Source organism: Persicobacter psychrovividus, from assembly GCF_036492425.1.
In the GTDB taxonomy this organism is placed as follows: domain Bacteria; phylum Bacteroidota; class Bacteroidia; order Cytophagales; family Cyclobacteriaceae; genus Persicobacter; species Persicobacter psychrovividus.
In genome coordinates this window covers 140,738-154,111 of record NZ_AP025296.1, presented here as the reverse complement: position 1 = coordinate 154,111, position 13,374 = coordinate 140,738, and the positions used below count along the sequence as shown (strand labels likewise).

Genomic DNA, 13,374 nt, shown 5'->3' with positions numbered 1-13,374 from the left:
CAGTTTCCCGCATCGCTTAGCGTGTGTATCAAAAACGAAAAAGATCAGGAGCTTCAATACTGAAAATCGGCATACAAGGGTGCAAGCTGGTAATCTTCTTTCTTCCAAAGCATCACATCCGACAGCGCGATGCCCCCCTTTTTAACAGGCTCAAAACTGATTTTCAATTGATTGAGTTTCCCCTTCCATAAAGGGTGCGCTGAAAAGTCGATGACATAATCGGTCCAATCACTATTAGGCGATAAATCTATGTATTGATGGGCTCCTGCATCCCAATGCTGAAGTTGTTTCTTGCCAAGGGTATCCACCACCGTACTGAATGCTACTTTGGCACGTGCCCTACCGCCGTTATTTTTTATTCGGAGGGTCAGTAAGTTGGCCTGATTTAAATCGGTACGGATATTCAAGGGAGACACCATCTCGCTGCCCGAAGCCTTGCTAAACAGAATTGCCCCAGATTTCCAGACTAAAGGCTTACGATCATGCTGCCACCCCTGAAGGCCATTGGTGAAATCCCAATGTGCCTGGGGGGTTTTAATGTCATGCCCTTCAGGCGAAAAGCTGAAAGCATCAAAAGTGATCGCAGGATAAGAAGCTCCCCTAAACACAAAACAGAGCCCGTTCACCCCTTTCAATGGCGGCAAACTGCATTCAATTTCGGTCATTTTATTCCAGCTGAACGGAACCGATACGGTGTTCAGTAGCTTCCCTGAGGGGGAGTCCGCACGAATTTCAATCTGGTTATTTCCGGCTCGGCTATTGCTGGCAACAAACATCCTCAGCATTGATTTATGCTCCAGATGAGCCATATTTGGGAAAATGGCATAGCCTCCATCTTTAAGCGGACTCAGGTAAAAATCATTCTCAATCCCATTGACCTTCCGAACCCCATCAGCCATAAAATAATTTTCCGCTTCAAGCCTTGGTCTGTTGGCATCGTAAGCCCCCACACCATAACCGCCATTTTCATCAATATATACCGCACCATCTCCGCGAAAGTGTAAATAATAAATTGAAGAACCACGCATAAATGGATGAATACACCCGTGGCATTTATTGTTGGCCGTTACAACATAATCCTGCTGATGCCAACGGAATACTGAGTTATGATTTCCGTAAAACTTCCCGCCAATAAAATATGGCCCGTAGATATCCTCTGCCACCGCATAGGTCTCCCCAAAGATCAGGTAATAACGCCCCAAGCGCTTAAAGATAAATCCCTTGTCCTCGATCCGGTACTGCCCTATAAGTTCAATTTTTCTTGGCGCTTCCGCCAGAGAAACCATATCATCATTCAGCTTAGCGATATGGTATTGCCCATGGTAAGTTTCACCGAAAAGTAAATAAGGGCTTTTTCCCGGATCATCGTCAATAAAAACCCCAGGGTCATACTGGTGGCAATCAGTCATTCCTTTGGGTAAAAGCGGTTGCTTGAGCACATCCACATAGGGGCCTTGCGGCTGGTCGGCCACCACCACGGCCACCTCTTCATTTTTCTTGCTCAGGTACCAGTAATACTTTCCATTGCGCTCTGCGGCATCAGTAGCCCAGCAGCTTTTCATCGGCCCCATATAAGTATCCTCAGGGTAAAGTTCAAATTCTTTCGTCCAGTTCACCAGGTCCTCAGAGCTCCACACCCACCAATTGGGCATCTGGTAATCCTCGGCATTATAACTCATGTCATGGCCGGCAAACAAATAGGCTCGATTTTCAAATATTCGAATATGGGGGTCAGTGATGCCCTGATAAGGCACAATTTGCTTATGGATCTGTGCGTTAGCAGGCAGATAAAAAGACAGGAAACCCATCAGTAAAAGGAAGATATGGCGAATCATAATCAAAAAATTTTGGGCGCGTAGCCGCTTAAATAAATTGCTTTAAAACTCAAGATATTAAGCCCGAAACAAATTACCCCACTGCCGCTGAGATACGGATTAAAGATCAACCTTTTATGCCTATGGGTCTTCATTAGGCTGCAAACCGCCCCCCATTTTACCTTAAAGCAACAAGGAGTATTTAGGATCATAATTGGAGCACCTTTAATCCAAGTCAATAACTAAAAGTCCAGCTTCAGCAAATAAAATCATGCCTCACATTCATAGAATGCCTGATTTAGCCAAAGCACCCTTTATTCCAACGCCAACAGAAGCACCAATATTAATCCACCACTTTAAAACATGCTACGCCTGATGATATGGCCATAAACACAGATATTGAATCACCGATAATTTGAAACTACTGATAATGAAACATTTTTTGATCCTTCTATTTTTTACGCTCAACATATTCATGGTTCAGGGACAGCCTCTGAATGTGACCTCCTTTGGAGCCGTTGGCGATGGCAAGACAGACAACACTTTGGCCATTCAACAGGCCATTAATGAAGCGGCGGCAAAAAATACGACACTTGTATTTCCTACCGGGCATTTCCTTTCCGGGATGATCCATCTGAAAAGTAATCTATGTATTCAACTTGAGCAGGGGGCCATTTGGCAAGCCACGCCCGACCTTGAACTGTTTCCTGAAATTCGATCGGGGGCGGATTTATCACAGGAGGGCGGCTACACCATGTCGCGAAGAGCTTTCATTTTTGCAGACGAAGTAAGCAATGTTACCCTTTGCGGGCAAGGCCTCATTTACCCTTCCGGCGACCATCATGAAGCCTTTCCCATGGATGAAAAAAATGGTGCCATGCGCCCCTACGGTTTATACTTTCGAAACTCGAAAAACATTACCATTAAGGATCTTGAGTTGAAAAGTTCCGCCTTCTGGATGTTAAGAGCCTATTTATGCGACGATGTTACCATACAGAATATCAACCTGTTCAATCATGCCAATACCAATAACGACGGCATTGATATTGTAGATTGCCATCGGGTAAAGATAACCGGCTGTACCGTTGACAGCTCCGACGATGCCATTTGCCTGAAAAGTGAAGCCCCAAGGGGAACCCATGATGTGGTCATCAGTGATTGTATTGTCAGTTCTACGGCCGGATATATTAAACTCGGAACAGGCTCCTTTGGGTCATTCAAACGCATAGCGGTCAGTAATTGTGTGCTTCGCCCTACCCGCGCCAAGGAAATCATTCATGTTCTCGGACACGCCCAGGGGATTACGGGCTTGTCGCTGATGTCGGTGGATGGTGCAGCTATTGAAAACATCAGTTTCAATAACATTATTATGGAGGGTATGCTTACCCCTATTTTTGTCCGCATCGGTAACCGGCATAAAGTCACACATCAGGAGTACAGCAAGTCACCGATCAGCCCAGGAACAATCCGAAACATCCATTACCACAATATCACAGCGAGCAATGTGGGTCCGATACCCGTCAATATTACAGGCTACCCGGGCCATTATGTTGAAGGGCTCTCTATCAGTCACGCCAAATTTGAATATGCCGTGGCGGGAAGCAAAAAAGATCTCCAGACACCCGTTGCTGAAAATTCCAACTGGTACCCTTATCCAGGCATGTACCAAACCAACTTGCCTGCTTCCGGAATGTATCTCCGTCACGTTAAGCATGTTTGGCTTGATCACGTCAATTTTATGCCAGCACCCGATGATCCCCGGCCCTGTATGCACCTTGAAGATGTGATTAATTTCTCGAGCCAGCAGACCACCGTTAACCACCAACTGCTAAAGCCTGAAAAAGACCTCACCATATCAGACAGTGAAGCGGTCAATTTTTAACCCACTGTAACCTATACCATAAATACTGCCCCTGAATTTACTGAAAATCGGAGGCACGGTAAACCATTATTATTGAAATAATACCATAGGCTGGCGGTCCATATCCTGCGACCAAAATGAAAAAAGAAGAGACCCACTGAAACCGATCAGATATCATGAATAAACTTTTGAAAATCCATTCGTACTTTTTATATCCATTGTTACTGATGTTCGGCCTGGTGAACTTTGCCTGTCAGCCGGTCAATAGCAATAAAGATTTCAACACCAATTTGAGCAGCCCCGACAAACAGTTGCAAATCAATCTCAATATTAAATATGGGCAACTGTTTTATGAAGTAATGACCGACCGTGGGGAAATCATTATTGGTCCGGGAAAGCTTGGCATAGACGCGAAGAAAGCCAATTTTGCAAAGCAACTGAAACTGGTCAGTTATAATCAACAGGAATCAATACTGGAATCGATGAACCTGATTGCCGGTAAACATCAAAACCTTACGGCGGAATACAATGAGTATCACTTTCTCTTTGCCAATGAAAAATCACAAAAAATGCAATTGGAATTTCGGATGTTCAATAATGGTTTTGCTTTCCGATATACTTTTCCTGAGCAAGGGCTGAAACAGCTCAATGTGCAGCAGGAGTATTCAGAGTTTTTCTTCCCACAGGGTGGAATGGCCTGGCTGCAACCCTATGACGAGGCGAGCCAATGGGCTCCTGCATATGAAAACATCTATAAAGAATACAATATTGGGGAAAACTCGCCCACGCGCAACGGCTGGTGCTTTCCCGCTCTTTTCGATTCGGGAAATCGCTATATATTGATCAGTGAAAGTGGCCCATTTGAGCCGTATGCCGCCATGCACCTTTCTCCTACCGCCACAAATGGCCGATACGCTATGGCATGGCCGGATTCCCTTGATGCCAATGGGCTCTATGCTTCCCAGCCGATAAGCAGGTTGCCTTTCAGCACCCCATGGAGAAGCGTTACCATCACCAAAAATCTCGATGAGTTGATTCAGTCGGACATGGTGAATTTATTGGCTCCCGCTCCAAAGGAAATGGCTACGGACTGGATCAAACCAGGGCTGGCATCGTGGAGTTGGCTTACCGCCCACAACAGCCCAAAAAGTTTTCAGGAGCTTAAACCATTCATTGATTTAAGCGCAAAGATGCAATGGCCATATACATTGATTGACGCTAACTGGGGAGAGATGAAAGATGGCAGTGTCGGTGAGGTTATAACCTATGCCAACAAAAAAAATGTCGGTGTTTGGCTGTGGTACAACAGCGCCGGAGGGCACAATATTGTATCGGAAGCACCAAGAAATTTACTCAACGATGCGGCAATCCGCAGAAAAGAATTTAAAAAGCTGCAGGAATGGGGTGTTAAAGGAATTAAGGTAGACTTTTTTCAGTCTGACAAACAGGAAATTATGGCCTTACACCTGGCCATTTTAAAAGATGCCATGGATCATCAGTTGCTGGTCAACTTTCATGGCTGCACCATACCACGGGGTTGGGCACGAACCTACCCCAACCTGATGAGTATGGAGGCGGTACGTGGCGAGGAAGTGTATTATTTTGGGCAACAATTTCCGGAAAATGCACCGGTGGCCAATTGTATTTTGCCCTTTACCCGAAATATCGTGGGATCCATGGACTATACGCCTTCCGTGTTCACAAATTTCGACCACCCGCACCTCACAACCCAAGCGCATGAACTCGCCCTTTCGGTCATTTTTGAATCAGGCATTCAGCACATGGGAGATCAACCACAGGTTTATGAACAACTTCCGCCATCGGTAAAAGAATTACTCAAGGGGATGCCTTCGGCTTGGGATGAAAGCAGACTCCTCGAAGGGTCCATCGGTAAAGATTTGGTGATGGCCAGACGCAAAGGTCGGGTATGGTATATTGCGGGCATTAACGGAGAGAACTTCCCCAAAGCTGTGAAGCTAAATTTGAATACTTTATCAGCGGGTGGCACCATCCATCTGTGTACCGACCACCCCTCGAAAAAAGGACTGCTAACCCAACCTGTAAAAATTGCCCGGCACAATATGATTGAATTAGATGCCTATGGTGGGTTTATTGGGAAAATTGAAATGCCCAGCTGAGACCAACCCTTGGCTCAACCGCCTTCGAGCCAGTACTGATGCTGTTATCGAAAGGCAAAATATTCGTCGATGGGCTGTAGCTACAAAAGTAACCAACCATTGAACCACCATCCGTAATGCTTTCCGACCAACATTTATACCATGCCAAAGAATTCCATGAGATATTTAAGTTTTATATTGATTTGCACGCTACTTTTGAGCTGTAGCCCACGAGAAAATACAAGCACCGATTTCCCACAGGTAAAAGCACTCATTCAGCGACAACTGCCGGAATGGCAACAAGCGTTTATTTTAAAAAAAGTAAAGCCTGAAAATCCCGATACCTTCGGCGAATTTACCATCTCAACAACCGCTGAAAATAAGGTTTTAATTTCCGCAACGGATCCCGTAGCGGCCTCAAAGGGGTTTTATCATTATGTAAAATATGTTATGCACGGCCACATAGGAAGGATGGGACGCCAAATTCCTGCCGTGGAAAAGTTACCCTCGCTCGCAGCCCCCATCTTCCATGCAAGTAAGATGCGTCATCGTTACTATCTTAATTATTGCACATTTAATTATAGCATGGCATTTTGGAAATGGGAAGACTGGCAACAGGAACTCGACTGGATGGCCATGCAGGGAATTAATCTGGTATTGGCAATTAATGGCACGGAAGCCGTTTGGCAAAGTACCCTGCGCCAATTGAATTTTACCGAGGAGGAAATCAATGCATTTATTCCTGGCCCAGCCTATACCGCATGGTGGCTGATGGACAATATCGAAGGTTGGCAGGGGCCCTTGAGTCAGGAATATATTGATCAGCAGGCCTTGCTTCAGGAGAAGATTATCCAACAGTTAGATGCCTTTCAGATGGAACCTATTTTACCTGCCTTTTACGGGATGGTTCCCAACAGCATGATCGATAAATTTCCCACGCATGCCTTCCATCGTGATGGGATGTGGGGCGGCCTGAATCGGCCAGCATTCCTTATGCCCACCGATTCCCTGTTCGGGAAGGTGGCTGATATTTTTTATCAGGAGCAGGAAAAACGATTCGGTAAAGCCCATTTTTATAGTGGTGACCCCTTCCATGAAGGCGGAAAAAAAATTGATGATATGGCAGCAGCGGCAGCGGCCATTTCCGCTGCAATGCAAAAACACCAAACCGACGCCACCTGGGTTTTACAATGCTGGCAGGAAAGCCCAACTGACGAACTGCTGCAGGGAATCGACCCGTCGCGGAGCTTGCTGTTGGATCTTTTTGGGGAAAAAGAACCTGCCTATTGCCAGAGAGCAGTTTTTCAATCCTTTCCTTTTCTTTGGTGTAATGTCAATAACTTCGGAAACAATACCTATCAGTTTGCACAAATGGACAGCATGAGCCTTGTTCCACATCAGTTACAAAACAATCGTAATTTCCCTAATTTTCAAGGAATTGGCCTGGCGATGGAAGGCAGCTATAATGACCCGATGCCCTATGAATTTTTTTATGAAAATGCATGGAGCGAAGAACCGTTGAAGCCCTCCGATTGGTTAGCTCAATACGCTTTTTCCAGATATGGCAGGAACGCTGTGGCACTATCCTCAGCATGGCAGCAATTGTATGAATCGGTGTACTCCAGTGCGGAACGATTTGAAAACATCATGTGTGCACGTCCGGATCTAAGTGCCTCCCGCGCCACCGCGTGGGGACCGGAAGGGGCACCCAAGTATTCTCAGGACTTGCTTAAGGCTGCATTAAAAAATATGTTATCTGAACAAGGCCAAGCCGATTTACCTTTAACCTATCACATTGACCTTGCCATGACTTTCAGGCAATACATCAGTGGTGAAGGCTATCGATTACTCCGTGAAATCAGTGCACTATATGAACAGGGAAAAATAGCATCTGCACAGGAAAAAAGCCTTGAGTTTTTGGCGCTTTTCGACCTGCTCGATCAAACCGTCAGACACATCCCACACCACTCCCTTTACGAATGGCAAAACAAGGCAATTCAAGCATCGACCAATCGTAGTGAAGCCAAAATATTCCTGCGAAATGCACAACAGCTCATTACCTTGTGGTCCAACGAGCAGGGAGCTGAATACCTGCACGACTATGCCTACAGAGAATGGTCGGGCATGCTGGATGGTTTTTATAAAAAACGATGGGAATTGTATTTTGCATGGCTTTGGGAAAAAGAAAAACAGCCCGACCTGCCTGCCCCCAATTTCTACCAATGGGAGAAATCGTGGGTGGAAAAAGCGGAGGTCATTCCGCCTGAAGAACCCACGGCCATCACCACAATTGTAGCATCGTACCTTGGTCAATCTAATAGCTGATGTCCGTTGCGCAAAAAAGCAGGTATGATGCTTTCTAATTCCTTACTGAGGATTGACCATCTAATTTTGTTGCTTGAAGTATGAGGTGTTGTTTGACCAGGAATTTCGGTCAAACAACACCTCTTTTTTTGTCCGCCATTTCCTTCTTAATTTCAAAACAGCCGCTTTTGACCAGCTACTTTATTTTGATCTATTTGTCAGGGCCTGTTGCGCAACTTAGTCCGATGAATTTAATGCAAAAAATTATTTCGTGGGCTGTACGGATTCCCCCAATGTCATTAGGTTAAGGATTTTGGGGGTGACTCAGGTATAAATTTGAAATGCCTGTAAAGGCATCATTCATTATGCCTGACGTAACCATTTGAATATAATTAAGGGAATACCTATAAAATCAGCGTTGTGTTAGACGTAAAAAATAATGTCTCTACAGGCTAACGTTCTAAACTTCATGATATTTCGGATGCACCTATGTGTGTCTCTAAACAAAATTTATCATGATTCAGGCAGGCACGTAGGTCAGCGCATGGGACACAAAAAAAGTCCTCCAAAAGGAGGACCTAAAAATGAACCTGTTGATGATCTTATAAAGTATAATTTGGTGATTGCATGATCACACCACCCGATTTATCTATTTCTTTCTGTGGCACAGGGTAATAATCTCTGCCGTCAATAAATCGAGGTTTTCCCGTGTTATAATCCACTAAAGTATTGAGCATCCCCCATCTTCTGAGGTCATTATAACGGTGGCCCTCAAAGCACAACTCCTTACGTCTTTCTGATTGGATAATTTGCAGCAGCGTTTTGCCTCCATCCATAAGGTTTTGTGTTGATGGATGCGGAAGGATCTCATCTCTCCAAGGGTTATAAAAAGCCCGGTCGCGAACCATGTCTATGTATTTTTTTGCATCCACCTCATTTTTGCCTACTTGCGTTTCTGCATACATCAGGTAGATATCTGCCAAACGCATAATAGGGAAACTTTCATTGTTACCAATCGCATTTAACGGCTCCGAGGTATGCCCCTTGGCAATCACAGGATCCTCCCTGTCAGAAAGCATTTCCTCAGGTTCACCGCCCACAACCCTTGGGTTGCGGTAATAGATGGTATCCCCTTTTTGGCGGATAAATGCCTTTAGTCGGAAGTCATTTTCTTCAAAAGTGCTGATAAATTCGTCGGTTGGCCTAAGGTTTTGATAACCACCAATATCGCCCATTGCTTCCAGCCAGATATTTCGTTGGGTTCCTTCAGAGGATTCTACGCCATCATCAAACCAGAAATTTCCACCACCCACGTCTCGGTCATAGAGTACTTCAAAAATATTCTCGTTACTGAATCGGTTGTTTACATTCCAGATATCCTCAGTGCTTGGAGTAAGTTGAAAGCCTCCATTATCAATAATATCTTTGAATAAGGGTGCTGCTTTGTCCATTTCATTTTTGAAAAGATAAATCTTGCCAAGCAATCCCTTTGCAAACCAGATGCTTAACCGGCCACGTTCATTATTCACACTGCCATCATAGGCCGCAGGTAATGCGTTAGCATCAATAATCTCTTGTAGATCTGTGATCACGAAATCATAAATAGCATCAATATCTACCTGAGGCACTGCAAACTCATCCATATTCTCTGTTGTTCGCAATGGAATAAAATCCCACTGTTGAATCAGCTGAAAATAAAACAGGGCACGCAAAGCTTTTGCTTCCGCTTTTACGCGCGCCACCAATTCGGCATCTTCCACCACTTCCGGTACCTCACGAATCACCATATTCGCCCGGCGGATTCCCTTATAGTGCGAAGACCACAGCCCCTGCAACTCACCACTTGAAAGCAAAAAATCAAACCGGTAATTCCCGGCAAGGTCTGCATCCGTTTCAATGGTAAACACATCGTTGGTCAATAGCCCTCTTTGCTTCCAATAATAATTGGCATAAATGCGCACATCCTGCAAATTGGAATAAGAGGTGGAAAGCATTTTTAAAAGGTCGCCATCGGTTTGGAAATAATCATCCTGAGCAATCAGGGTTTTGTTGGGCACCTCCAAAAAACTGTCGCAGGCCGAAAATGTAGCACAAACGAACAGACAACTGAACAATATTATTCTGATTTTTTTCATCCTTGAAAAAATTTATAAGTCTTAAAAATTCATTTGTACGCCCGCCATAAAAATCCTTGGGGTAGGCAGAGCGTTGTTACGGTATTCTACGGATGCTCCTGCAGACGACCCCGTATCCCAAACATCAGGGTTGTAACCGTCATAAGCAGTAAAAATGTAGGCGTTATTTACAGACACGTAAACCCGCATTTTCGTGATCAGCGACGTCCTAATCAGTGATTTCAGGTTATAGCCTAATTGAACATTCTGAATATTTAGGTAAGCCCCATTTTGCAGGTGACGATCGGAAAAATTCTGGGATGCTGTACTTGCAAAAATAGCGGGATATTCAGCATTGGTATTTTCCTCACTCCAAGTATTGCCCACCAATTCTGCCAGGCGATTATTCTTCAGTGTCGTGTTCGTCAATTGGTAAGCGTTTTGGTTAAAAACCTTAAAACCTGCTTTACCTTCCAAAAGGACGGAAAGATCAAAACCCTTATAGCCCATATTGAAATTCATTCCATAAAAATATTTTGGCAGCGAATTTCCAAGATTTACCCGGTCAGCATCAGTAATATTGCCGCTGTTATCAGTATCCACATATCGAACATCTCCTGCTTTGGCTAAAGGCTCCAAATCCTCACTCCCCTGATCCTGCTGATACAAACCGTCAGTCTTGTATCCGAAGAAATACCACATCGACTCCCCAACTTCAAGGCGCTGATTCCCTTCCATGATCGGGGTATCCTTTCCTCCTACCTTCACAAGCTCTGTAGCCTGATTGGAAATATAGGTGAAGTTTCCTCCGATAGAATAAGTGAGCTCTCCTTCAAAATTATCATAATTCAGACTCAGCTCCACGCCCTGGTTTTGTATAGAACCGATGTTCTTCAGCCCTACACCTAAAAAGTCCTTATCAGCATCTATTCCCGTTCCCAAATCACCCATCTGTTGCACACTAAGGATCATATCTCTGGAGGTTTTTTGAAAAACTTCCCCACTCAACCGTAGCCTGTTTTTAAACATCCCCACGTCTATCCCCAAATTTAACTGCTCTGAGGTTTCCCATCGGAGGTCTTGTGCCGGCAGCGATGCTGTAATATGTCCACTCGTATTAGGATTGGCAGCACCGCCTTCCCACGGATAATTTACATTCGGGTACATAGCGGCAACATAACGGTCTGAAAGCGACAAATCACGGCCAACTTCCCCATAACCCACACGCACCTTCAGGTTGTCAATCTTATCATTGCTGGCCATAAACGCTTCTTCACTGATGGTCCAGCCCGCAGAAATCGAAGGGAAATAACCCAGCCTGTTTTCTTTGGTGAATTGCGATGAGGCATCTGCCCTCAAGGATCCATTAATGGTATATTTGCCATCATAGGTATAGATAAAACGTCCAAAACTGGACAGCATCCTCTTGGTGAATTTGTCGGCTCCATAGGTCTGTTTCACCCCACCAATAATAGTTTCCAGACCATCTCGATTACCATCGGCGGTATGAAAAGTATAAGCAGTATTTTCATTCTGAATCACCCCACCGGCCGTCAGAACAAGGTCGTGTTTCTCTGCAAAAGTTTTTTTATAGGTCAGGTAGTTGTCCCAGAAAATCCCCCTGTACCAAGAATGGTTTTCATTATATCTCGAAAGGAGCGTTGCATAAAGTGCCGTCCCCTGATCCATTGCCGGGTTTTTTGTTTCCTGAAAATTGGAGCTGAAACTTCCATTGAGGTTGGATTTGAACGTTAGCCCATTTACAATGTCCACCTCGGCCCATAAGCTCACATTGGTACCAAAAGTTTGTGCTTCACGCACTTTCTTTTCATGAATATATACAGGGTTAGCTGTATTTACAGTACCGGTAATGTCTTCATTAGGAACGCCATAACCATGGGATTTAGTGTTTAATGGGTCATACACTGGAATCTGAGGAGCCGTTTCAATAGCCGCCCCAGGATTGGATTGTTCCGGTCTCCGCTTGGTATTGCTGAAATTGAAGAGTACCGTTTCTCCCAGGCGGAAACGCCCCTTTTTCATGCTTGATTTCACCGATAGATTATATCGCTGATAACCTGTTTCGAGCAACATCCCCTGCTGATCAGTATATCCCATAGATACCCGGTAGTTCCCGGACTCGCCTCCGCCGGCAGCGGAAAAATTGTAGCGTTGTATCGCTGCGGGATTGAACATTTCCTCAGACCAGTTGGTGGTATGGGTCAGGTCATCATTGCGCACCCATCGGTTCTGACGCACCGTTCCGTTGGCGACAAAGAGTTCATCAGCATAGGCTTTATACTGTTCTGTATCCATCATCTCATACAGGTTCATGGGTGTCTGGACACCATACTCCCCACTGAAGCTAAATTTGGCATCCCCCTTTACCCCACTTTTTGTCTTGATAATCACCACGCCATTTGCTCCACGATTACCATATATAGCCGCCGAGGCAGCATCTTTCAGTACCGTTAGAGATTCAATATCGTTAGGGTCCACGCTGATCATGGATGTCGACAGCACCCCGTCAATCACATACAACGGGTCGGACTGCCCGGAGACTGTTCCTACCCCACGAATTCGGACTTTTGTTCCGCCACCCGGTTCGGTGGAATTTGACACTTGCACCCCTGCCATTCTTCCTTGCATGGCCTGAGCCGCATTGGCCGTTGGTATCTTGGTGAGTGCTTCGGGTTTTACCATACCGATAGAACCGGTAATATCCCTTTCTTTTTGCTCTCCGTAGCCTATAACCACCACGGCATCCAGCTCTTTAACATCCGGGAACATCGTTACCTGAATTTTGGACTGGTTGCCCACTTTGACTTCCTGACTTTGATAACCAATGAAGGAAAATACTAAATAGTCCTCTTTGCCGGCCTGAATGGAGAAAGTCCCCTGGAGGTCCGTGACTGTTCCAATGGTAGGTTGACTTTTAAGCGTGATATTGACTCCGGGTATTGTAAACCCATCTTCCATTTGTACCACCCCGCTTATCTGTCGTTGGGCGAGGGACCAATGGCTGACGACCATTAATAATAATAACAATAGTCCCCTGGACTCCCATTTGTAAAAAATATTAAGATTCATAGTACCTCGTTAAGGTTTAGGAAAAAATGTAATGTTTTGATTCATAGCTAAATATATTAACAAAGCTATTGATA

General features: G+C 44.9%; 6 protein-coding genes. 3 read left to right on the top strand and 3 right to left on the bottom strand.

Translation table 11 applies throughout. The features are described 5' to 3' along the window. Positions 1 to 53 precede the first annotated feature (53 nt). Complete coding sequence (locus AABK40_RS20820) at positions 54 to 1,835, bottom strand: family 43 glycosylhydrolase (protein ID WP_338399096.1); 1,782 nt, start codon at positions 1,833 to 1,835, stop codon at positions 54 to 56. 409 nt (positions 1,836 to 2,244) lie between these two features. Here AABK40_RS20820 and AABK40_RS20815 point away from each other — a divergent pair, with 409 nt between their 5' ends. The 3 genes from AABK40_RS20815 to AABK40_RS20805 all read left to right on the top strand — a co-directional run bounded on the left by AABK40_RS20815 (position 2,245) and on the right by AABK40_RS20805 (position 8,117). Beyond that, entirely contained in the window at positions 2,245 to 3,696 is a 1,452-nt protein-coding gene (locus AABK40_RS20815; protein WP_338399095.1) for a glycoside hydrolase family 28 protein, read from the top strand. A gap of 155 nt (positions 3,697 to 3,851) precedes the next feature. Then, the gene (locus tag AABK40_RS20810) at positions 3,852 to 5,813 is read left to right on the top strand and encodes a glycoside hydrolase family 97 protein (protein WP_338399094.1); all 1,962 of its coding nucleotides are present in this window, start codon (positions 3,852 to 3,854) and stop codon (positions 5,811 to 5,813) included. A gap of 156 nt (positions 5,814 to 5,969) precedes the next feature. Continuing rightward, positions 5,970 to 8,117 (top strand): alpha-N-acetylglucosaminidase, encoded by a 2,148-nt coding sequence (locus AABK40_RS20805; RefSeq protein ID WP_338399093.1) that lies wholly within the window; start codon positions 5,970 to 5,972, stop codon positions 8,115 to 8,117. Positions 8,118 to 8,698: 581 nt separating this feature from the next. Here AABK40_RS20805 and AABK40_RS20800 read toward each other — a convergent pair. Then, positions 8,699 to 10,231 (bottom strand): RagB/SusD family nutrient uptake outer membrane protein, encoded by a 1,533-nt coding sequence (locus AABK40_RS20800; RefSeq protein WP_338399092.1) that lies wholly within the window; start codon positions 10,229 to 10,231, stop codon positions 8,699 to 8,701. Positions 10,232 to 10,252: 21 nt separating this feature from the next. Continuing rightward, the gene (locus AABK40_RS20795) at positions 10,253 to 13,300 is read right to left on the bottom strand and encodes a SusC/RagA family TonB-linked outer membrane protein (protein WP_338399091.1); all 3,048 of its coding nucleotides are present in this window, start codon (positions 13,298 to 13,300) and stop codon (positions 10,253 to 10,255) included. Between the last annotated feature and the right edge of the window lie 74 nt (positions 13,301 to 13,374).